General features: G+C 72.6%; 18 protein-coding genes. 11 read left to right on the forward strand and 7 right to left on the reverse strand.

Features of this window, described 5'->3' with window-relative positions:
- Positions 1-94: 94 nt before the first annotated feature.
- The 6 genes from SOM13_RS08660 to SOM13_RS08685 all read left to right on the forward strand — a co-directional run bounded on the left by SOM13_RS08660 (position 95) and on the right by SOM13_RS08685 (position 6,679).
- Positions 95-502: a DUF3151 domain-containing protein gene (locus SOM13_RS08660; RefSeq protein WP_192061563.1), complete on the forward strand. Its 408-nt coding sequence runs from the start codon at positions 95-97 to the stop codon at positions 500-502.
- A 91-nt stretch (positions 503-593) separates the two neighbouring features.
- Positions 594-1,850 (forward strand): nucleotide sugar dehydrogenase, encoded by a 1,257-nt coding sequence (locus SOM13_RS08665; protein WP_320479455.1) that lies wholly within the window; start codon positions 594-596, stop codon positions 1,848-1,850.
- Positions 1,851-1,858: 8 nt separating this feature from the next.
- Positions 1,859-2,998 (forward strand): glycosyltransferase, encoded by a 1,140-nt coding sequence (locus tag SOM13_RS08670; RefSeq protein WP_320479456.1) that lies wholly within the window; start codon positions 1,859-1,861, stop codon positions 2,996-2,998.
- On the forward strand, positions 2,995-4,227 hold the full coding sequence (locus SOM13_RS08675; protein WP_320479457.1) for a hypothetical protein: 1,233 nt from the start codon (positions 2,995-2,997) through the stop codon (positions 4,225-4,227). The genes SOM13_RS08670 and SOM13_RS08675 overlap by 4 nt, the downstream gene beginning before the upstream one ends.
- 5 nt (positions 4,228-4,232) lie before the next feature.
- Positions 4,233-5,504: a hypothetical protein gene (locus SOM13_RS08680; RefSeq protein WP_320479458.1), complete on the forward strand. Its 1,272-nt coding sequence runs from the start codon at positions 4,233-4,235 to the stop codon at positions 5,502-5,504.
- A complete protein-coding gene (locus SOM13_RS08685) occupies positions 5,501-6,679 on the forward strand; it encodes a glycosyltransferase (protein ID WP_320479459.1) in 1,179 nt (392 codons plus the stop codon). Before SOM13_RS08680 ends, SOM13_RS08685 begins: the two co-directional genes overlap by 4 nt.
- 236 nt (positions 6,680-6,915) lie before the next feature.
- Here the strand turns inward: SOM13_RS08685 and SOM13_RS08690 are convergent, their stop codons facing one another.
- The 6 genes from SOM13_RS08690 to SOM13_RS08715 all read right to left on the reverse strand — a co-directional run bounded on the left by SOM13_RS08690 (position 6,916) and on the right by SOM13_RS08715 (position 14,310).
- A complete protein-coding gene (locus SOM13_RS08690) occupies positions 6,916-8,358 on the reverse strand; it encodes a polysaccharide biosynthesis tyrosine autokinase (RefSeq protein WP_320478129.1) in 1,443 nt (480 codons plus the stop codon).
- Positions 8,355-9,440, reverse strand: coding sequence for a glycosyltransferase family 4 protein (locus SOM13_RS08695; RefSeq protein WP_320479460.1), 1,086 nt, complete (start codon positions 9,438-9,440; stop codon positions 8,355-8,357). Before SOM13_RS08695 ends, SOM13_RS08690 begins: the two co-directional genes overlap by 4 nt.
- Complete coding sequence (locus SOM13_RS08700) at positions 9,437-10,654, reverse strand: glycosyltransferase (RefSeq protein WP_320479461.1); 1,218 nt, start codon at positions 10,652-10,654, stop codon at positions 9,437-9,439. The genes SOM13_RS08695 and SOM13_RS08700 overlap by 4 nt, the downstream gene beginning before the upstream one ends.
- A 133-nt stretch (positions 10,655-10,787) precedes the next feature.
- Entirely contained in the window at positions 10,788-12,959 is a 2,172-nt protein-coding gene (locus SOM13_RS08705) for a YhgE/Pip domain-containing protein (RefSeq protein ID WP_320479462.1), read from the reverse strand.
- Complete coding sequence (locus tag SOM13_RS08710; RefSeq protein WP_320479463.1) at positions 12,956-13,603, reverse strand: hypothetical protein; 648 nt, start codon at positions 13,601-13,603, stop codon at positions 12,956-12,958. Before SOM13_RS08710 ends, SOM13_RS08705 begins: the two co-directional genes overlap by 4 nt.
- A complete protein-coding gene (locus tag SOM13_RS08715) occupies positions 13,600-14,310 on the reverse strand; it encodes a TetR/AcrR family transcriptional regulator (RefSeq protein ID WP_320479464.1) in 711 nt (236 codons plus the stop codon). The genes SOM13_RS08710 and SOM13_RS08715 overlap by 4 nt, the downstream gene beginning before the upstream one ends.
- Before the next feature lie 306 nt (positions 14,311-14,616).
- Between SOM13_RS08715 and SOM13_RS08720 the strand changes: the two genes are divergently transcribed.
- On the forward strand, positions 14,617-15,402 hold the full coding sequence (locus SOM13_RS08720) for a GDSL-type esterase/lipase family protein (protein ID WP_243214452.1): 786 nt from the start codon (positions 14,617-14,619) through the stop codon (positions 15,400-15,402).
- A gap of 95 nt (positions 15,403-15,497) precedes the next feature.
- Here the strand turns inward: SOM13_RS08720 and xylA are convergent, their stop codons facing one another.
- The gene (xylA, locus tag SOM13_RS08725; RefSeq protein ID WP_192061551.1) at positions 15,498-16,691 is read right to left on the reverse strand and encodes a xylose isomerase; all 1,194 of its coding nucleotides are present in this window, start codon (positions 16,689-16,691) and stop codon (positions 15,498-15,500) included.
- Positions 16,692-16,926: 235 nt separating this feature from the next.
- Between xylA and SOM13_RS08730 the strand changes: the two genes are divergently transcribed.
- The 4 genes from SOM13_RS08730 to SOM13_RS08745 all read left to right on the forward strand — a co-directional run bounded on the left by SOM13_RS08730 (position 16,927) and on the right by SOM13_RS08745 (position 21,330).
- Entirely contained in the window at positions 16,927-17,943 is a 1,017-nt protein-coding gene (locus SOM13_RS08730; protein ID WP_320479465.1) for a LacI family DNA-binding transcriptional regulator, read from the forward strand.
- 123 nt (positions 17,944-18,066) lie between these two features.
- Positions 18,067-19,362, forward strand: a complete 1,296-nt coding sequence (locus SOM13_RS08735) for an ABC transporter substrate-binding protein (protein WP_244637295.1) — start codon at positions 18,067-18,069, stop codon at positions 19,360-19,362.
- A gap of 4 nt (positions 19,363-19,366) precedes the next feature.
- Positions 19,367-20,416: a sugar ABC transporter permease gene (locus SOM13_RS08740; protein WP_320479466.1), complete on the forward strand. Its 1,050-nt coding sequence runs from the start codon at positions 19,367-19,369 to the stop codon at positions 20,414-20,416.
- Positions 20,416-21,330 (forward strand): carbohydrate ABC transporter permease, encoded by a 915-nt coding sequence (locus SOM13_RS08745; protein WP_192061547.1) that lies wholly within the window; start codon positions 20,416-20,418, stop codon positions 21,328-21,330. Before SOM13_RS08740 ends, SOM13_RS08745 begins: the two co-directional genes overlap by 1 nt.
- Positions 21,331-21,335: the final 5 nt, after the last annotated feature.

A 21,335-nucleotide genomic window follows, 5' to 3' on the forward strand; every position in this document is an offset into this window, starting at 1 on the left:
CCAGTCGGATCGGCAAACATGAGATACGTTACATGAAATACTGCCGATCGGAAGGGTCAGGCGATCCGCCCCGTCGCCGGATAACCTGATCCGCATGCCCTCTCAGAACCTCCTCGGCGTGCCCGAGACGCTCCTGCCCGCCGAGCCCGAGGTGCTGGCCGCCCTCGAGACCATGAGCCGCGCCGAGGTGGCGGCCGCGCATCCTCGGTCGTCACTGGCCTGGGCTCTCCTGTCGGACGAGACGGAGGCGCGAGGGGCCCATCTCGAGGCCTACGCCTACGCACGGGTCGGCTACCACCGCGGACTCGACGCCCTCCGCGGCGCCGGCTGGCGCGGTCAGGGGCCCGTCCCGTGGAGTCACGAGCCCAACCGTGGGGTGCTCCGCTCCCTCTACGCGCTGCGTCGGGGCGCGGCGGCCATCGGCGAGACCTCCGAGGTCGAGCGCCTCGCGACCTTCCTGCACGACGCCGACCCGGCGGCCGTCGACGGCATCGAGTCATGAACAGCCCCATGTAATATTCTTCGGTTGCTATATCGTCTGTGCTTAGATCGTCCCAGACTCCCCACGAGGGGGCGTCGAGAGGGGCGTTGACATGAGCAGCACAGTCGTGGTCGTCGGGCAGGGGTACGTCGGGTTGCCCTTGGCCATGCGGGCGGTCGAGGTCGGGTACCGGGTGGTCGGCGTCGATCTCGACCTGGATCGCATCGGCGGTCTCCTGGCGGGTTCGTCGTACGTCGACGACGTCACCGACGAGGCCCTCCGGGCGGCCTCCGACTCGGGTCGCTACCGGGTCACCGCCGACTACGACGAGATCGGCGAAGCCTTCGACGTCGCGGTCATCACCGTCCCCACGCCGCTCCGAGACGGGCTGCCCGATCTCTCGTTCGTGGAGAGCGCCTCGAGGTCGTTGTCGGGGCGACTGCGGCACGGCGCCACCGTCATCCTCGAGTCGACGACGTACCCGGGCACGACGGAGGAGCTCGTGGTGCCCCTGCTCGAGCACGGCTCCGGGCTCCGCGCCGGGCGGGACTTCCACGTCGGGTACAGCCCCGAGCGCATCGACCCGGGCAATCGGAAGTGGGGCTTCGTCGAGACCCCCAAGGTCGTCTCGGGCATCGACGCCGCCTCGCTGGCGGCCGTCACGCGGTTCTACGACGATCTCGTCCTCCGCACCGTCCCGGTCTCGGGCACCCGCGAAGCCGAGCTGACGAAGCTCCTCGAGAACACCTTCCGCCATGTCAACGTCGCGCTGGTCAACGAGCTCGCCGTGTTCGCCCACCGCCTCGGCGTCGACGTGTGGGAGGCCATCGACGCGGCCTCCACGAAGCCGTTCGGCTTCATGCGCTTCACCCCCGGCCCGGGCGTCGGCGGGCACTGCCTGCCGATCGACCCGAGCTACCTGTCGTGGCAGGTGCGTCGCCAGCTGGGTCAGCCGTTCCGGTTCGTCGATCTGGCGAACGACGTCAACGAGCACATGCCCGACCACGTCGTCGAGCGGGTCCAGTCGATGCTCAACGACTGCTCTCGATCGGTCCGCGGGTCGCGCGTGCTGCTCGTGGGTCTGGCCTACAAGAAGAACTCCGGCGACGTGCGCGAGGCGCCGGCGCTGAAGATCGCCCAGTCCCTGCTGCAGCAGGGCGCCGAGGTCGTCGCCGTCGATCCGCACGTGCACGAGCGCTACTGGCCCGAGGGCATCCGCCGGGTCGATCTCGTCCGCGACGTCGTGGCCGAGGTCGACGCCGCCGTCGTCGTCACCGACCACGACGGCGTCGACCTGTCGCTTCTGCACGGCGTGCCCACCTTCGACACCCGCCACGTGCTGACGGGCGACCACGTCGTCGCCCTCTGACGCGGGCCGTGAGAGTCCTCTACTACGGCGTCCACGACGTCGCGTACCCCCGCAACGCGCGCATCCGCGCCTACCTGGCCGATCGATTCGGTGCGCAGATCACCGTCGTCGCCCGCCGGCGGCACGGCTCGCGCCTCACCCGGGCGCTCGTCGACGCCCGGGGTCTCTGGCAGGGCTCCCGTCACGCCGACGTCGTGGTGCTGGCCGAGATGCGGACGACTCATGCGCCGTGGGCCTGGCTGGTGGCGAGAGCACGGGGCGCCCGCCTCGTGGTCGACCGCTTCATCGGGCTGCACGAGACGGCGGTGCTCGACTGGGGGGTCGTCCCGCCGAGATCGGCACGGGCGCTGCGGCTGCGGCTGCTCGATCGGCTCGCCGTCCGGCTCGCCGACGTGGTCCTGATCGACACGGAGCCCCGCGCCGAGGCGCTCCGCCCCGTGGCCGGGTCGACCCCCGTCGTCGCCCTCCCCGTCGGGGCCCCCGCCTGGGCCCGTGATCTGCCGCCGCCCCCGCCCTCGGATGTCCTCCGGGTGCTCTACTACGGCAACTACATCCCCCTGCACGGCACCGAGAGGGTCGTGGAGGCGCTCGCCCTCGTGCGGCGGCGGCGCCCGGTCGAGCTGATGCTCGTCGGAGGCGGACCCCGCCGCGACGGCATCCGCCGGCTCGTCGAGCGGAACGGGCTCCGCGCCTCCTGCCGGTTCGTCGACCCCGTCGCCGAGAGCGAGCTCCTCGCCTTGATCGGGCGGAGCGACGTGGTGCTCGGCGTCTTCGGCGATTCGCCCAAGGCCCTCTCGGTCGTCGCCAACAAGGTCTGGCAGGGCCTCGCCTGCGGGCGGACGGTCGTCACGCAGCGCAGCGCGGCGCTCGACGAGCTGCAGGCGGTGGTGGGGCCGCTGCTCGTCCAGACCGAGCCGGGCGACGCCGCCTCCCTGGCCGCCGCGTTGATCGACGTGGACGAGAGGCGCGGGCGCCCGAGCGGCACCGGCGCCGTCGCAGCCTCGGCGATCGCTTCGGACGAGCGAGCCGCACCGATCGCACCGGCGCTCGAGGCCCTCGTCGCACGCGGGTTCGCTCGACTCGACGCCCACTTCGGCGCGCACCTCGGCGAGCGGGCGCACCGGGGCGTCCCGGGCGTCGGACGGTGAGGCGCCTCGTCGGGCACCTGACGACCCTGCTGCTCTACGGCGCCTCGCCCGTCGTCGTCGCACTCGCCCCGTTCGCCGTCGTGCCGGCCGTGACGACGCGTTTCGGGGCCGACGGCTGGGCGGTCTGCGCCGTCGCCCTGTCCGTCGGGGCCGCTGTCGCCGTGGTCGCCGAGCTCGGCTGGGTGGTCGTCGGCCCGCAGCGCGTCGCGCGCGATCCGCAGAGGCACGCCGAGATCCACCACGACGCCCTCGCCTCTCGCCTCGTCGCGCTCGCCGTCCTCGCGCCCGTCGCGGTCGTCACCGTGACGCTGCTCGTCGACGAGCACCGCGGGGCGGCGGTGCTGCTGACCCTCGGCGTCGCCGGTGGTGCGCTCAGCCCGACCTGGCTCTTCGTGGGTCTCGGTCGACCGGGGCTGACGCTGCTCTGCGAGGCCCTGCCGCGGGTCGTCCTCGCCCTGTCGGCTGCCGGGGTCATCGCCCTCGGCGGGCCGCTCGAGGCGTACGGCCTCGCCTCGCTGCTCGCCGTGGTGGTCACCCTGGTCGCGACCGCGCGGGCGGCGGGCGTCCGGGTCGCACCGGCCCGCGAGCGTCTGCTGGCCGTGCCGTCGATCGTCCGCGGGCAGCTCGTGGTGACCGCCGGGCGGGGTGTCACCGCGCTGTACAAGACCCTGCCGGCCGCGCTGCTGCAGGCCGTGGCGCCCGGCTCCGTGGCCGCCTTCGCCGCCGTCGACCGGCTGGCCCGCGCGGGGCTCGGCATCGTCGCGGTCGTGCCCCAGCGACTCCAGGTCTGGGTCGGCTCGCCCGACGAGACGGTGGCCGCGCGCCGCACGGTCGCGTCGCTCGTCCTCAACGCCGGCCTGGCCGCGGCGTCGGCCGTCACGGTGCTGACGGCCATGCCGCCGGTCGTGGCGGTCGTCTTCACGGGTGCCGTCACGGTCGAGGGGTCGGCGGTCGTCGCGACGGCGCTGCTCGTCGCCCTGACCTGCCAGTCGAGGGCGTTCGGGCTCGCCCTCGTGACGCTCGACGCGGTCCGCACGACGACGACCGCGGCGACGGCCGCCGCCGTGGTCGGCGTGACGGGCGTGCTGTGGGGCGGAGCGGTCGGCGGCGCGACCGGCGCCCTCGCGGGTCTCGCGGCGGCCGAGGCCGTGGCGATCGGGGTGCAGGCGGCGGTGGTGGTGCCCCTCCTCGTCCGCGCGCACCGCGCCTCCTCGGGGGCCGTCGCGTGAGCGGCATGTCGACGACCGGGCCGGGTGTCATCGCCGCGGGGCTGATCGTCCTGGCCGTCATGGTGGTGGGGGCTCTGCTCGTGCCCTCCGCCGCACGCCGGGGCGCCCTCCTCGTGGTCGCACTCGGGCTGCTCGTCGGCACCGCGTCGTCGGCGGCCCCCGAGAGCATCCGCACCGGGGCCGTCCATGGCGCGATCGGGCTGCTGGCCGTCGCCGCGGTGCTGCCGGGGGCACCCGTGAGGCGGCGAGGCGGCGTCGTCGTCGGGCTGACGGCGACGTCGTTCGGCCTCGCCCTCGTGACCACCGCCGTCGGCTACCCCGAGGCCATCGGTCTGACGGTGCGCGTGGGCCTGCTCGCCGTGGGCGCAGCGTGGTGCCTGCTGCGCGTGACGGAGACCGACCTCCGAGTGCTCGGGGTCGGCGTCGTCGTGCTCGGCCTGCTCGAGGTCGCGCTCGGTGTCGTCGAGTTCGTCACGGGCGACCCGGTGCCCTGGGGGCTGCGCCACCGCGACGTGAACGCGTACGTGCTGGTGAACACGCTCCTGCCCGGCGGGCTCGAGCGGGTCCAGGGCACGCTCGGGCACCCCATCCCCTACGGGGTCGTGCTCTGCGTGGCCTTCGTGGTGACGATCACCGCGCGGCGCCGCGTCCCCGGCCCGGTCAGGGTGCTCGTCGGCTCGGCCCTCGTCGCCGGGATGCTCCTCTCGGGCAGTCGCAGCATCGTGCTCGCCGCCGTGCTCGCCGTCGCGGTGCTGATCGTGTCGGCCACCGAGGGGCGCGGGGTCGTCCGTGCCGCGGCGGCGCTCCTCGGGGTCTTGGTCGTCGTCGTCGTGTTCGTCGACGAGCTCGGTGTGGCGTCCGACCGGTTCCTGTCGTCCGGTTCGTACGAGAACCGGGCCGGGACCCTCCGATCGGTGCCGCGCCTCCTCGGTCGCCCGTTCGCCGAGGTCCTGTTCGGCAGCGGCGTGGGCACGGTCGAGCGGCTCTACGACGAGGGGCTGTTCCCCCAAGACGGGTTCTGGGTGCTCGACAACCAGCTCGTCACCACCCTCGCCACGCAGGGGGTGATCGGCGTCGCCCTGATGATCGCCGTGCTCGTCGTCGCCCTCGCGACGCGCGATCCCCTCGCCCGGGCCCTCTGCGCCGTCTTCGTCGGGATGCTCGTGACCTTCGACTACGTCTTCTGGCCTTCTATGACCGTCCTCGCCGCCGGGGCGACGGCGCTCGCGGGCCGACCGACCGTGCCCGACCCCCACCGACCGGAGAGCCTCGCATGACACCCACCCGCCACCCGTCCCGTCGTCCTGCCGCCGCGATCCCGGGCGGCCCCCTCGGCCCGTCCGGGCGGCGCCCGCGAGTCGCGGTGATCGGGACTCGCGGCTACCCCAGCCACTACGGCGGGTTCGAGACGGCCGTCCGCCGACTCGCCCCCGCGCTCGCCGACGCCGGGTGGGACGTCACCGTCTACGGTCGACCCGGGGCGACGAGCGCCGATGGCGCCGACCCGCGCATCCTGCGCCGCGAGACCCGAGGTCTCGAGACCCGGTCGCTCAGCACGCTGACCTACGGGTTGACCGCGATCGTCGATGCCGTGCGGAGGCGCCCCGACGTCGCCTTGGTGATGAACTGCGCGAACGGCTTCTGGCTGCCGCTGCTGCGCTGGCGCGGGGTGCCGACGCTCGTCAACGTCGACGGCATCGAGTGGGAGCGCGCCAAGTGGGGTCGCGTCGCGCGCGCGGTCTTCCGCGGCGGGGCGATGGCGACGGCGCGCTGGGCGGACCGCATCGTCTGCGACGCCCGAGAGATCGAGCGTCGCTGGCTCGACGAGTTCGGGGTCGACGGGGTCTTCGTGCCCTACGGAGCCGACGAACCCGACCCCGTCACCGCCGAGCTGTCGATCGCCGACGCCCACCTCGAGCCGGGCGGATACGCGCTGTTCGTCGCCCGCTTCGTCCCCGAGAACACGGTCGCGGAGTTCGTCGCGGCGGCCGAGGTCGTCGCTCGCCGGCACACCGTGGTGATCGTCGGGTCGAGCGGCTACGGCGGCGAGCTCGACGACCGCGTGGCCGAGCTGGCGGCGCGCTCGCCGAAGATCGTGCACCTCGGGCACCTCCGCGACGACCGCCGTCTCTTCGCCCTCTGGCGGAACGCGGGCGTGTACTTCCACGGGCACAGCGTCGGCGGCACGAACCCGGCACTCGTGCAGGCGATGATCTGCGGCGCCCCGGTCGTGGCCCGCGACACCGTGTACAACCGCGAGGTGCTCGGCGCGGCCGGCGTCTTCGTCGCCCCCGAGCCCGGCGCGATCGCCCTCGCCGTCACGGATCTGCTCGACGACCCCGGGCGACGGGCCGAGCTGGGCGAGGCGGGGCGGCGGCGGGCCCGGAGGCACTACGCGTGGAGCGACGTCTGCGCCGCCTACGAGACCGAGCTGCGCGCCCTCCTCGGCTGAGTCGGCTGAGTCGGCTGCGTCGGCTGAGTGGGCGGGGACGGCTGTGTCGCTGGCGTCTGGCGGGCCGAACCCGACCGCGCCGGTGGGCTTGGGCGTGCCGAACCCGACAAAACGGTGCCGAAACGCTCCTCATCGCCCCCGGAACCGCCTTCAGACGCCGACTTGGTCGCGATTTGCACGCACGAGGTGGAGGAGACGGGGCGAGGTGGAGGAGGCGGCGGGGCGTGTGGCCGGGCTCAGGACGGCGCGGGGCTGGGCTCCTCGGTCGCGCGGGGTGGGCGCGGCTCCGAGGCCGCGGCACGCTTCCGCCCCTGCGGCCCGGCGGACCCGTACCCGTACCCGTACCCGTACGCCTGCGGCCCGGTCGCGGGAAGCATCGTCGCGACGACGCCGAACGACGTCGCGTCGAGGGCCGTCAGCATCTCGAGGGCGGCGGTCAGCTGCCCTCGGGTCGATCGGCCCGCCGCGGCCACGACGATCGCACCGTCGGCGAGGCGGCTCAACACGGCTGCATCGGTGACCGGCAGCAGCGGCGGGGCGTCGAGCAGCACGTGGTCGTAGTGCCGCGCGAGCTCGGTGAGTAGATCGGCCATGCGGTTGCTCCCCAGCAGCTCGCTCGGGTTCGGCGGCAGCGTCCCGGCCGGCAGCACGTCGAGTCCGCCCCGCCCCCACGGCTGGACGGCGTCGGCGAGACTTGCCTTGCCGAGCAGCACGTCGGAGACCCCGACGACCCCCTCGAGGCCCAGCACGTCGGCGAGCCGAGGCAGGCGCAGGTCGGTGTCGACGACGATCACCCGCGACCCGGTCTCGCTGAGGGCGATCGCGAGGTTCGCCACGGTCGTCGTCTTGCCCTCGGCGGGCAGTGCGGACGTGACGACCAGGCAGCGCGCCGTCCGGTCGAGGCCGATGAACTGCACGCTCGTCCGCAGCGAGCGGAACGACTCGGCATGCGGGCTGCGCGGGTCGGCGGCGACGACCAGAGGTCTCTGCTCGGCGTCGCGGTCGAAGCCGAGCGCCCCGAGGAGGGTGCCGCCGGTGACCGCCTCGATGTCGGCGCGACTGCGGATCCGCGTGTCGAGACGGGCTCGGAGCGCCGCGGCCGCGACGCCGACGGCCAGGCCGGCGAGGCCGCCCAGCAGCACGTCGACGGCGAGGTCGGGGCTGGACGGCGCCGTCGCGACCACCGGGGGAGCGAGCGTCTCGACCCCGACGAGACTCGTGCCGCCGGGCGCGGGGGTCTCGAGCTCGTCGACGACGACCGTGCGGAAGCTCTCGGCGATCGCCCCGGCCAGACTCGCGGCCCGTGCCGGGTCCGCGTCGACGACCGTGATGCGGATGTTCACGGTGTTCACCGGGGTCTCGGCGGACACCTGCGGGGCGAGCGACGAGAGGGTCGTCCCGTCGTCGAGCTCGTCGACGACGGGCTGCAGCACCCGCGGGCTCGTCGCGACGCCGACGTACGACTGCACCCTCTGCTGGGCGGCGGCGTTGCCCTGGACGAGTTCGCCCGCCGTCGTGGCCGCCGCAGAACGGACCGACACGAAGAGGAGGGTCGACGACGTGTAGAGCGGGGTCGTCAGCGCGACGACGGCCGCGCCGGCGGCGACGCCGACCAGTGTGATCGCGACGACGAGCAGGGCGGACCGGCGCAGGGCGCCGACGAGGTCGAGAAGCGTCATGAGCCTGTCGTCCGTTCGGTGGTGGGGTGGAGGTGCGGTGCCAGTGCGCGCAGCCGCTGCAGCGCGTGGTCGAGGGATCGCTCGATGGTCAGCTCGGAGGCGTTCGCGTGCACGTGGTCCGAGACTCGGCGCCGCAGATCGGCGTCGCCGCGGAGGTCGCGGACGGCGGAGTCCCACGCGTCGTGGTCGCCGAGGGGCAGCACGAATCGCCGCCGGAGCTCGGGATCGACGTACAGGGCCGGTGCCGCGCCCGTCCCGTCGCTGAGTAGCACGGGCACGCCGGCCGACGCGGCCTCGACCGGACTGCGGCCGAAGGCGTCGCGGTACGAGGTCGTCACGGCGATGCCGGCGTCGCGCCAGAGTCGTTCGGCCGGCAGCCAGCCGGCCCAGTCGAGACCGGGGATCCGTCGACGGCGGAGTCCGTCCTCCATCGGACCGGAGCCGTGGAGGCGCGCCGGACCCCCGACGCGGCGCACGAGATCGAGGTACTCGCCGGGCCCTTTCTCGACCGAGAGCCGACCCGCCCAGACGAGCGGCCCCTCCTGATCGCCGTGGCTCGTGCGGGGGAGACCGGGTACGCCGGCGGGCACGATCGCGGGCACCCGCGCCCGCGACACCTGGCCGGCGAGCAGCGGGGAGGTCGCCCAGACGTCGTCGAGGGTGCGGAGCGCCCTGGACTCGAGGGCGGCGAGCAGCCGTCGACGGAGACCACGCTGCTCGCCCGCCGCGGGCCAGGGCAGACCCCGCACCCACGCGACCCGCGGCGTGTGGCGCAGGGCGCGCGAGGCCGCGATCACCATGTCGCTCTGCGGCACCAGCGAGACGACGACGTCGGCCCGTCGGACGTCGGGGTCGGCGTGCACGGCGCGATGCACCTCGCGGAGCACGTCGACGCCGTGGCGCACGAGCACGGTCTCGGTGACCCCCGGGGCCTCGATCGGCGCACCGGCCGCGTCGGGTCGCATGCCGAGGAGGGCGGTCCAGGGGAGACCCCGTGCCCGGGCGGCCGCGACGAGGTCGTGGGCCGAGCGGTGCACGCCGCTCCGGGCCATCAGCGGGGCGGCGACGAGAGCGACCCTCATCGGGGGTTCCGCGCGACCGTCGCCGGGGCGAGGGCGCCGAGGACGGTCTCGGCCTTGAGTCGCCAGGTCGCCTCACGGGGGATGGCGGCCGGGCGGCGAGCGACGCGGGGGCCCGATCGACTCAAGGCGCCGATCCGCTCGGCGTGCCGATCGATGGGGAGGACGGCGACCTCGTCGAGGCCGCGGCGATCGCAGCCGTCGACCGGGGTCGTCAGCACGGGCAGCCCTGCCGCCCGGTACTCGTAGGTCTTGATGATGTCGCCCCCCACCTCGCCCCCGCCGCCCCGGCCTCCGGCCCGCTCCCCGCTCCCCACCCGGTGCGGCACCCAGCCGACGTCGAAGGTCCGCAGCAGGGCGGGCACGTCGTCGTAGTGCACGTCGCCCAGCAGCGTCACGTTGGGCAGCGTCGCGAGGGGCGGGTGGTACTCGCGGTCGAGCACGGGGCCGGCGAAGACGAAGCGCACGTCGGGCTCGGCCTCGGCGCAGGCGACGATGCCGCCCAGGTCGAGACGCCGTCCGATCTTGCCGACGTAGCCGACGGTGAGCGGACCCGTCGCGGCCGACGTGCTGTCGAACCGCTCGGGGTCGCAGCCGTTCGGCAGCAGCACGACGTCGTCGCGGCCGAAGCGGCGGGCGAGCTCGACCGTGCCCTCGGCATTGGCCGTCACCTGGCAGGCCGAGGCGAAGGCGGCGGCGTAGGCGCGCTCGACCTCCGGTCGGATGCCCGCGAACGCGTGGTGCACGGTCCAGTCGTCGAGCAGGTCGAGCACGGTCGTGCGTCCGGTCACGAACGGGTTCGCGTGCGGGAGGGCCAGTGCCGTGAAGGGGTTCCACACCACGGCGGGGACATCGCGCCAGGCATGGGGCAGCCCCGGGTAGGCGTCGGCGGAGCGGACCCACCACCGCCGTCGGTCGCGCGGGTCGGGCAGCCGCCAGGTGGTCGTCTCGATCGGCCGCGTCCCTGCCGCGACACCGGGGGGCCCGCCCGGTCGTCGCCGCCCCGGCCGCCCGCCCCGCCACGACCCCCCGACCGCGAGCACCGCAGGCTCCGGTCGCGACACCACGGCGACGCCCCCGCGGTCTCCGGTCAGGTGCCCGAGCCACTCCACGAGGTGGGCGTCGCGCGTCCGGTACCCCTCGGTCGTGAATTTGGTCTGCCCATGCATCGGGTAGGCCAGGACGGCGGGCGTGGGTGTCGCGCGGTGCGTGTGCATCACGACAGTTTTGTTCACCGGCATGTGGAACGTCAAGGCGACATGCCACGGAAGGAGGCGCGGGTCGGGATGGTCCCGACCCGCGCCTCCTCGGTTCACCACCTCGGGCGGTGCCGCCCCTGGCGCCCGGGTGTCAGCCGATCAGCGACGGTCGGAGGTCGCGGAGGGTCCGTCGGCGGGTCATCCGGGCGGCGGCCAGGTACGAGACGAGCAGGGCAGCCAGCAGCCAGCAGGCGAGCACGCCGGCGTCTCCGGCAGCGGTCGGGAGGCTGCCGCCGTACATCACCTGGCGCAGTCCGTCGGTGGCGTAGCTCATCGGTAGGGCGAAGTGCAGGGCCGCCAGCGGGGCGGGCAGGGTCTGCCACGGGAACGTGCCGCCGGCGGTGACGAGCTGCACGACCATCAGCACGAGCCCGAGGAACTGCCCGACGCTGCCGAGCAGCACGTTCAGCATCATGATGATCGCCGCGAACGTGGCCGAGGCCAGCACCATCAGCCCCACCATGGCCCAGGGGTGCACGACGTCGAAGCCGAGCGGGCCGGTCACGATGCCGAACAGCGCCACCATCTGAACCAGGCCGAGCAGCGCGGGCGCCAGCCAGCCGGCGGCCACGACGCGACCCGGCGCCTTGACGGCCGTGATCGCCCGCTTCGACAGCGGCTTGACGATCAGGAACAGCGCGTAGATGCCGATCCACGCCGCGAGGCTGATGAAGAACGGGGCGAGCCCGGCGCCGTACGTGCCGGCGCTGGTCAGGGCGCGATCGGTGACGGACACCGGGTCGGAGATCGCCGACGCCTGGTCGTCACGGCTCGAGTCGGTGCTCGCCGGGATCTGCGCGAGCCCGTTCTGCAGCCCGTCGGAGAGGGTCGTGCTGCCGTCGCGCAGCTGCACGAGGCCGTCGTGCAGATCGACGGTGCCGGTGGCGAGCGTGTCGAGCCCCGACGCGAGTGTGGTCGCGCCGGTGTCGAGGGTGCCGAGGCCGTCGGCGAGGGAGGCGGCGCCCGAGTCGAGCGTGCCGAGTCCGGTCGCGAGGTCGGTCGCCCCCGAGGCCGCCGTCGCGGCGCCGGTCGACAGCTGCGCCGAGCCGTCGGCGGCCGACGAGATGCCCGAGGTCAGCGCCGGGGTCTGCTCGGCGAGGGTGCTCGTGCCCGCGGCCACCTGGTCGGCACCGGCGGAGAGCTGCGCGACCGAGCCGTTCAGCGCCTGCAGCTGCGTGTTCGCGCCGGTCAGTCGTGTCGTGAGGTCGTCGGTGACGGGGGCGAACGTGGCGGCGATGGCCGCGATCTGATCGGCGTCGTAGCCCTGCGCCGCCAGAGCGGCGGCGATGTCGGACTGCGCGGCGGCCTGCGCCTCGGGCAGCGCGTCGACCGCGGTCTGACTGTCGGCGGCGGCCCCGGCGACGGTCGTCGCCAGTTGATCGTTACCCGCCGCCACCTGGGCGGCGCCGTCGGCGAGCGCCTGCGTCTGCGCGGGCAGCTCAGCGGTGCTCGAGCGCAGCTGCTGCAACCCGGCGTCGAGCGTCGTCGCGCCGGTGCTCAGCGCTCCGACGCCGTCGGCGAGTGTGCGAGCGCCGGTGTCGGCCGAGGCGGCCCCCGTCGCGAGCCGGTCGGCGCCGTCGTGGGCGTCGGAGGCGCCGGCAGCGAGCCGGTCGGCGCCGTCACGGGCGTCGGCCGCACCCGTGGCGAGTCGATCCGCGCCCCCGACGCTCGTCCCGAGGCCGTCGTTCAGCTGCGCGGCGCCGTCGGCCGCGTCGCCCAGGCTGGTGCGGATGTCGGACAACCCGACGAGCAGCTGCGTCGCGGCCTCCTTGCCGACCCGCTCGGTGACCGACGCCCTGATGGTCTTGGCGGCCTGCTCGGCGATGGTCGTCGACAGATAGCTGTTGGAGTCGTTGGTCGCGAGCACGATCTGCGCGCGCTGCGGGTCGTCGCTCGACGCCGACACGAGGTCGGCGCTGAAGTCCGTCGGGATCGTGAACGTGAAGTCGTACGTTCCGTCTTCGAGGCCGGCCCGCGCCTCCTCGGCGGTCGTCTCGTGCCAGTCGAAGTCGCCGCCGTCGAGCACCTCCTTCGTGACATCGGCGCCGTAGTCGACGGTCTCGCCGTCGGACACGGCGCCCGAGTCGGCGTTCACCAGCGCGGCGGGGACCTTGTCGAGCTTCGCGTACGGGTCCTGATTGGCCCACAGGTACAGGCCGCCGTAGAGCAGCGGCACCGTCATCAGCGCGACGAGGGCGAGGCGGGCGAGCCCCGTCGAGGTCAGCCGCTGGAACTCGGAACGGACGAGGGTGACGATCTTCACGAGGGGTCGCTTTCGGGTGTCGGAGACGGGGCGTCGTCGTCGACGTCGGGCGAGGGGATCGAGGCCTGGGCGAGGGCCGCGTAGCTCGTCACGGTCAGCACCGTGTAGTCGCGGGCGACCAGATCGCCGACGACGTCGAGCCAGGCGTGCACGTCGCCGCCGTGCCGCTCGGGCGTCGTGAGCACGACTCCGCGCACGTCGGGGCGCAGCACGGCCAGTTCGGTGAGCAGTCGCACGCGGCGCTCGGTGGGGAGCGCGTGCAGGCGGGTGCGCCGGTGCTCGTCGAGACCGAGCGACTCGACGAGGAGGGAGACGGAGGCGCGGTCGCTGCGGAGACCCGCCAGGGCGAGCTCCTCGCGGGCGACCTGCGAGACGGTGAGCGAGCCGAACGGCTCGGCCACGCCGGGGGTGTCGACGAGGGCGAAGGAGGCGCGGATCGCGTCGGCGTCGTCGCTCCCGTCGAGCAGGACGCGGCCGCGCTCGGGTGCCATCCGTCCGCCGGCGACGAGGCTCGCAACGGTCGGGCCGTTCTCGGTCTCGACGGCGACGAAGCCGGGGATGCCCCGGTCGGCGGTGACGGTGAGCGGGGCGAGAGGGGCGCCGGGGCCGTCGCCGACTGCCGCGCCGAGCAGCTCGAGTCTCATGCGGACACCGCCGCGTCGGCGGGGTCGCCGAGGGATGCGGAGGCGTCGGTGGGGGCGCCGCCGGCCGCCGGGGCGCCCAGCTCGAGTTCGGGGCTGCCCGCGATGAGCTCCTGGGCCTCGCGCCAGCCGAGGCCGACGACGGCGAGCACGGCCAGCATGACGAGCCGGTGCCCCTCGGCGCGACCGAGATCGCGCGCGGTCGCCTCGTCCAGCACCGACAACGCGGCACCCTCGACCAGGTGCGCCAGCGTGTCGACGTCGATGTCGGAGCGCATCCGGCCCTCGACGACGCCGCGCCGGACGGTCTCGCGGACGAACGCCCGCAGGGGCGCCAGCGCCTCGCCGACCACGTGCATCAACGGGCCGCGGACGGTCAACTGGGCCATGACCCGCACGTGCTCGACCTCCGACCACAGGCGCGCGCCGAGGGCGGCGAGCTGCACGACCGGATCGCTCGAGCTCGGCTGCACGACGGCCGCGGCCCCGATGCGCGCCGCGCCGCGCAGCGTCACCTCGCGCACGAGGTCGTCGCGGGTCGCGAAGTGCCCGTAGACGCTGCGCCGCGACAGCCCCGCCTCGGCCGCGATGGCCTCGAGGGGCACCCCCGGGTCGGTGTTCAGGAGGCGCACGGCGGCCGCCATCAGCGCCTCGCGGTTGGCGGTGGCGTCGCGCCGGGGCGCTCGCCGGGTCGAAGGAGTCGTGGTCACGGTGCGATCTTACGATCTTGCACAGCAGTGTGCAATATGGCTCCCTGGGTCGTCACGACGTGGCCCCAATTCGTGGGGCCGTTCCCGCGTCCACTCGTACCTCTCGAATGCCTCCCCTCGATGGAAAGACCTTCTCATCAGCGCTTCGTCCGGCCGTGTCCGCATTTGAGGGGACGATGAGCGGAACGCAGGCATTGTCCCCATTGCGAATGCGTCTGGATCCACGGGCGCTCCCCCCAGAGACTCGTGAGCGGTCTCGCTCGGAGATCCCCTCGCCGCCCGCGGCGATGACGTCACCAGGACCGCATGCCCCAGCCCCACCCCGACCGCACCGTCGCCACCCGCTTCTCGGGGCCGATGGCCGTCCTCGTCACCCTCGGGCGGCCGTTGTTCGCCTTCCACCTGGAGATGTACCGACGCGACCTCGCGTCCGCCGTCTTCCCCCGCGACGAGCGCAGCCCGGCGATCACCGGGCCGTCCCCCGAGCGGATCGCCTTCATCGGCAGCATCGCCGTCGCGGGCATGGGCGTGCTGAGCCACGGCATGACGACATCGAGTCAGGTCGCCTCGCGCGTGGCTCACTCCCGGGGTCGAGGCCTCACCTGGTCGGAGCTCACCTCGCCCGTCCTCACGGCGCGCACCGCCGTCACCATGCCGTCGCTCTCGGCCGAGGGGGCCAGCGCGGCCGTCGTGTTCCTCGGGATCGCGGACGTGCTGTCGGCCACGAGCCCCAGCGCGTGGGAGCGCGATCTGCGGCTGCTCGTCGGCCGCATCCGGCAGGAGGCCGGCGAGGAGTGCGCCGTGGTCTTCGCCGCCATCCCGCCGATGGCCCAGTTCCGACCGCTCCCGCCGCTCGCCTCCCGTCTGATCACGGGGCAGGTCGACCGGCTCAACGCGGTCACCGAGCGCCTCTCGCGCGAGCTGATCGGCGTCGACCACGTCGACTTCCCGCTCGCGGCCCTCGCGGACATGACCGTCCGCGACCTGTTCTCGTGGTCGACCCTGCACCGCCGGTGGGCCGAGATCGTCGCACCGCGCGTCCATGCTGCACTGATCGGGGTCGACGCACGACGACGGGTCGCCCACCGGTGAGTGGGCGACCCGTCATCGGCCTCAGCCGCATCTAGCTCCGTCTGACGCGCTGGGGCGCGTCAGCGCTCGCGGCGCGAACGCTGGCGCGTCCGCCCTCAGCCGCGAGCGCCCATCAGGTGCTCGACCGCGAGCTGCTGCAGGCGGACGAAGCCGTAGCCGTGGCCGCCGAAGTGCGCGTCGGCGTCGAAGTCCTCGTACGAGGCGCGGTCGGCGAGCAGGGCGTCGTAGCCTTCGCCCTCGGCGAGGGTGGGGGTCGACAGCTCGGCGACCTGGCTGGCGACCAGCGCCTCCTGCACCTCGGGGTCGGCGCGGAACGCCTGCGCGCGCTCCTTCAGCAGCAGGTACATGCGCATGTTGGCCGCGGCCGACTCCCAGACGCCGTCGATGGTCTCGGTGCGCGACGGCTTGTAGTCGAAGTGGCGGGGGCCGGTGTACGACGGGCCGCCCTGAGGGGCGCCGTGCTCGAGCAGGTCGACGAGGGAGAACGCGTTCTGCAGGTCGCCGTGACCGAAGACGAGGTCCTGGTCGTACTTGATGCCGCGCTGACCGTTCAGGTCGATGTGGAACAGCTTGCCCTGGTAGAGCGCCTGAGCGATGCCGGCCGTGAAGTTCAGGCCCGCCATCTGCTCGTGGCCGACCTCGGGGTTGACGCCGAACAGCTCGGGGCGCTCGAGCGTGTCGATGAACGCGATCGCGTGGCCGAGCGTCGGCAGCAGGATGTCGCCGCGGGGCTCGTTGGGCTTCGGCTCGATGGCGAAGCGCAGACCGTAGCCCTTGTCGGTCACGTACTGGGCGAGCATGTCGACGCCCTCCTTGTAACGCGACAGGGCGGCCTGCACGTCTTTGGCGCTGTCGTACTCGGCGCCCTCGCGGCCGCCCCACATGACGAAGGTCTCGGCGCCGAGCTCGGCGGCGAGGTCGATGTTGCGAAGCACCTTGCGGAGCGCGAAGCGGCGCACGCCGCGGTCGTTGGACGTGAACCCGCCGTCTTTGAAGACCGGTGCGCTGAACAGGTTGGTGGTGACCATCGGCACGACGATGCCGGTCGCGTCGAGCGCGCCCTTCAGGCGGTCGATCTGCTTCTGACGCTCGGCCTCGGTCGAGCCGAAGGCGAAGAGGTCGTCGTCGTGGAAGGTCAGGCCGTAGGCGCCGAGGCGGTCGAGGTTCTCGACGGCCTCGACCACGTCGAGGTCGGGGCGGGTGGGGCCGCCGAACGGGTCGGCTCCGGTGTAGCCGATCGTCCAGAGGCCGAACGAGAACTTGTCTTCGCGGGTGGGGGTGACGGACATCGGTGTCCCTTTCGTGGTCGATGGCGCGAGTCGCCGGAGGCGCTGGTCGCGATTGTTGTCGCTTACAACTTATACGTCCGAGGCGGCTCGGTCGAGGGGCTGCGGGCATTTGTTGACGGCGGCGACAAACACCTTGCGCATCGGTCGGAGCTGTCGTATCGTCTCCTCTCGAACCTCGTCGAAGCGCTTCGCCTCGACGGGTCGGACGACACGACGACGAGACGGTGAGGTCACGATGGCGACGATCCACGATGTGGCGCAGGCCGCCGGCGTCTCCATCTCCACGGTGTCGTACGCCCTCTCCGGCAAACGCTCGATCGCCTCGAGCACGCGGCAGCGGGTCACCGACGCCGTCGAGCGTCTCGGCTACCGCCCGCACGCCGGGGCCCGCATGCTGGCCGGCGCGCGCACCAACATCCTCGCCCTCAGCGCGCCGATCCGCGCCGACAACCACCAGCCCACGCAGATGCGGTTCGTCACCGCGGTCGTCGAGGCCGCGCGCCGTCGCGACTACGACGTCCTGCTGCTCGCCACCGACGACGAGGTCTCGGGCATCCGCCGGGTCGCCTCGAGTTCGCTGGTCGACGGGGTCGTGGCCCTCGGCGTGGCGACGGTCGACGAGCGCGTCGACCTCGTGCGAGAGCTCGACCTCCCGGCCGGCTTCATCGGGATCCCGCGCGACGTCGACGACCTCGCCTGCATCGATCTCGACTTCGAGTCGGCCGCGCGTCTCGTCGTCGACCGCCTCGCCGACCACGGTCACGGGTCGATCGGGGTCATCGGCCACCCCGCCTCGTACCTCGAGCGCGACACCGGCTTCATCCGACGCTTCGACGACGCCTTCGCGGCCCGCGCCGCCGATCGGGGTGTCGAGAGCCTGACCGTCGCGACCGACCTCGGTCGCGCCTCCGCGATCCGCGCCGTCGACGAGCTCCGCGGTCGACTGCCCGACATGACCGCACTGGTGCTCCACTGCAGCGAGCCCACCGCCGAGGCCGCGATGCAGCATCTGCGCAGGCTCGGCGTCGACATCCCTCGAGACCTCTCGGTGCTGGCCGCCTGCGCCAGCTACCCCGCCGACGAGCTCGACCCGCCGCTCGACACCATCCCGCTGCCCATCGACGAGATGTGCTCGCGAGCGGTCGAGGCCGCCTTCGACCGCATCGACGGCCGCGTCGACACGGGTGTCGAGCTGATCGCGCCCACCTATCTGGCGAAGGGGTCGGTCATCGAGCCGGCCCGCGCCTCCTGAACCCACCCGACCGCACCACCGCACCACCGCACCACCGAATCACCACCCGCTCCGTCGCCCCCTGTTCATCGTCGAAACGCTTCGACGATGAAGGCGACGGGCACTCTACGAGGAGGTAGAACCTTGAACAAACGACGCATCGCCGCTTCCGGCACGGCCTTCGTGGCCACCGCCGCACTGCTCGCCGGCTGCTCCGCCGGCGGCGGAGGGTCATCCGACCCGAACACGCTGAAGCTCTGGCACTTCGAGAGCGAGACCAGCGCGATGGGCATCGCCTGGGACCAGGCCATCGAGACCTTCGAGGAGGAGACCGGCGCGACCGTGGAGTTCGAGGCGAAGAGCTTCGAGCAGATCCGTTCCACCGCCAGCCAGGTGCTGAACTCCGACGAGGCCCCCGACATCCTCGAGTACAACAAGGGCAACGCCACCGCCGGTCTGCTCGCCAGCCAGGGGCTGCTGTCGAACCTCGACGACGCCGTCGAGGAGTACGGCTGGGACGACGACCTCGCCCCGTCGATCGCCACGACGTCGAAGTACGACGAGCGCGGCATCATGGGCTCGGGCAGCTGGTACGGCATCCCCAACTACGGCGAGTACGTCGAGGTCTTCTACAACAAGGACGCCTTCGCCGAGCAGGGCATCGAGGTGCCGACCACGTACGACGAGTTCGAGGCCGCGCTGCAGACCTTCGCCGACGCCGGCATCACCCCGCTCGCCGAGGCCGGTGCCGAGTACCCGCTGGGGCAGCTCTTCTACCAGCTCGCCCTCTCGCAGGCCGACCGCTCGTTCGTCGACGACTACCAGCTCTACGAGGGCGACGTCGACTGGCAGGGCCCCGAGCTGACCTACGCGGCCGAGAAGCTGCAGGAGTACGTCGACAACGGCTGGATCTCGAAGGACGTCACGGGCATCAAGGCGGAAGACATGGGCACCACGTTCATGAGCGGCGGCGCGCCGATCATGGTCTCCGGCAGCTGGTGGGCCGGCCGTGTCGCCGACGAGGCGACCTTCGACTGGGGCACGTTCCTGTTCCCGGGCAGCGAGATGGCTCCGGGCTCGGGCGGCAACCTCTGGGTCGTCCCCGAGAACGCCGCCAACAAGGACCTCGCGACGAAGTTCATCGACATCACGATGCGCCCCGAGATCCAGAACCTCATCGGCAACAACGGCGGCGTGCCCGTCAAGGCCGACCCGGCCGACATCACCGACCCGAAGAGCCAGGAGCTCATCGCGAACTTCAACACGCTCCTCGAGCGCGACGGGCTCGCCTTCTACCCCGACTGGCCCACGCCCACGTTCTACGACCAGCTCGTCGCCGGCACACAAGAGCTCGTGAACGGTTCGACCTCACCCGACGACATGCTCAGCACCCTCGGCGACCAGTACCAGAGCGGCGTCGACGACATCACCGGAGAGTGACGCGATGACCTCCGTCGACACGAAGGAGGCGCAGCGCGCCCAGGAGGGTCGGCCCACGTCGCCGGCCCTCCCGGGCTCCGGGCGCCCCCGCCGCGGTGCCGGCGACTCCGGTCGCGTGGCCCGCCCCGCCCTCCCCCCGGAGGAGAGCCTGCTGCCGGGTTCCGGTCGCCGGGGGTTCTGGCTCTATCTGATCCCGGGGTTCGTCCTCTTCACGGTGGTCGTGCTGGTCCCGCTGGTCTGGAACGTCTACCTCAGCTTCACCGACTACCGCGGCATCCGGCCGCCGACCTGGGCCGGCCTCGACAACTGGCGCGAGCTGATGTCGGACGAGCGCTTCTGGACGTCGTTCCAGAACAGCGTGTTCCTGATCATCGCGATGGTCGTCGTCCCGACCCTGCTCGGCCTGCTGCTCGCCGCGATGCTGTTCGACCTGATCGGCCGCAAGTTCGGCGGCCGACTCGCGTCGTTCCTCCGGGCGACGTACTACCTGCCGCAGATCCTGCCCGTGGCCATCGCCGCGATCGTCATCGGCTGGATCCTCCGACCCGAGAACGGCGCGCTCAACACCGTCCTCGAGGCGGTGGGGCTCGGGGCGCTGCAGCACAACTGGCTCGGCAGCCCCGACACGGCGCTGCTCAGCATCATGGTGGTCATGGTCTGGGTGCAGCTCGGCTACCCCGTGGTCATCTTCATGGCGGCCCTGCAGCGGGTCGACCCCGAGCTGTACGAGGCCGCCGAGCTCGACGGGGCCGGCTGGTTCCAGCGGTTCCGCGCGATCACCGTCAGCATCATCCGACCCGAGATCTTCGTCGTCGTGCTCACCTGCACGATCGCGGCGCTCAAGGTGTTCGGTCCGATCTACGCCCTGACCCGCGGCGGGCCCGGCGACTCGACGATCGTGCCGAGCTACTACGCCTACAGCGAGTTCTTCCAGAGCCAGCAGGTCGGCTACGGCGCCACGATCGCGACGGCGCTGACCCTCGTCATCGTCGTCATCACGGTGTTCTTCATCAAGGCCCAGAACCGGGCCGAACGAGCAGAGAGGGGCCGCTGATGGCCACGACCGTCGTACCCCCGGTCGACGACGACCGCATCCGTCCTGCGGTGGCCGACCCGCGCCTCCCGAAGGCGAAGCAGCGGGGGCGCAAGAAGACGGCCGCCGACTGGGCGATCCTCGCCGCGGCCGTGCTGTTCGGCGTGCTGATCGCGCTGCCGTTCCTGCTGATCCTCGTCAACTCGTTCAAGTCGCCCGCCGACTACACGGCCGGCGGGCCGTTGAGCCTGCCGACGTCGCTCTACTTCGACGGTCTCGTGAACTTCTGGAACCGCGTCGAGTTCCCGCAGAAGCTCTGGAACAGCTTCGTGATCGCCGGCCTCGTCGCGGTGTTCGCCGTCGTCATCTCGGTGTTCAACGCCTACGCGCTCGGCATCGGGCGGGTGCGCGGCCGCACCTGGATCATCGTGCTCTTCCTGCTGGCGAACATGCTGCCTCAGGAGGCCCTGCTCTACCCGCTGTACTTCCTGTTCAAGCAGGTGGGGCTCTACGACAACATCTGGGCGGTCATCATCATCTTCACGGTGATCCAGAGCGCGTTCGGCACGTACCTCCTGTCGAGCGTCTACGGGACCTTCCCGAAGGAGGTCCTCGAGGCCGCGTCGCTCGACGGGGCCAGCCGGTGGCAGATCCTCTGGCGCGTGATCGTGCCGATCAGCCGCCCGACCCTGTCGGTGCTCGCGATCTTCTTCTTCATCTGGACCTGGAACGAGTTCCTCATCCCGCTCACCTTCCTCGTCTCGAACGCGAACCAGACGGTGCCGGTGGCCATCACGGCGCTGCAGGGCGACCGCCTGATGGACGTCACGACGACCAGCGCCTCGGCGCTGCTCGGCCTGATCCCGACCCTCGTGTTCTTCCTCCTCTTCCAGCGCACCCTCACCCGCGGCATCACCGCCGGTGCGGTCAAGTAGCGCGC

This window comes from Frigoribacterium sp. CFBP9030 (genome assembly GCF_034045195.1).
Classification (GTDB): domain Bacteria; phylum Actinomycetota; class Actinomycetes; order Actinomycetales; family Microbacteriaceae; genus Frigoribacterium.

Excerpts from the sequence above, each read along its gene's own strand:
- SOM13_RS08680 (WP_320479458.1), top strand. The coding sequence starts at position 4,233 with ATGTCGACGACCGGGCCGGGTGTCATCGCCGCGGGGCTGATCGTCCTG.
- SOM13_RS08695 (WP_320479460.1), bottom strand. The coding sequence starts at position 9,440 with ATGAGGGTCGCTCTCGTCGCCGCCCCGCTGATGGCCCGGAGCGGCGTG.
- SOM13_RS08740 (WP_320479466.1), top strand. The coding sequence starts at position 19,367 with ATGACCTCCGTCGACACGAAGGAGGCGCAGCGCGCCCAGGAGGGTCGG.
- xylA (WP_192061551.1), bottom strand. The coding sequence starts at position 16,691 with ATGTCCGTCACCCCCACCCGCGAAGACAAGTTCTCGTTCGGCCTCTGG.
- SOM13_RS08700 (WP_320479461.1), bottom strand. The coding sequence starts at position 10,654 with ATGCACACGCACCGCGCGACACCCACGCCCGCCGTCCTGGCCTACCCG.
- SOM13_RS08685 (WP_320479459.1), top strand. The coding sequence starts at position 5,501 with ATGACACCCACCCGCCACCCGTCCCGTCGTCCTGCCGCCGCGATCCCG.
- SOM13_RS08660 (WP_192061563.1), top strand. The coding sequence starts at position 95 with ATGCCCTCTCAGAACCTCCTCGGCGTGCCCGAGACGCTCCTGCCCGCC.
- SOM13_RS08730 (WP_320479465.1), top strand. The coding sequence starts at position 16,927 with ATGGCGACGATCCACGATGTGGCGCAGGCCGCCGGCGTCTCCATCTCC.
- SOM13_RS08710 (WP_320479463.1), bottom strand. The coding sequence starts at position 13,603 with ATGAGACTCGAGCTGCTCGGCGCGGCAGTCGGCGACGGCCCCGGCGCC.
- SOM13_RS08665 (WP_320479455.1), top strand. The coding sequence starts at position 594 with ATGAGCAGCACAGTCGTGGTCGTCGGGCAGGGGTACGTCGGGTTGCCC.
- SOM13_RS08720 (WP_243214452.1), top strand. The coding sequence starts at position 14,617 with ATGCCCCAGCCCCACCCCGACCGCACCGTCGCCACCCGCTTCTCGGGG.
- SOM13_RS08690 (WP_320478129.1), bottom strand. The coding sequence starts at position 8,358 with ATGACGCTTCTCGACCTCGTCGGCGCCCTGCGCCGGTCCGCCCTGCTC.
- SOM13_RS08745 (WP_192061547.1), top strand. The coding sequence starts at position 20,416 with ATGGCCACGACCGTCGTACCCCCGGTCGACGACGACCGCATCCGTCCT.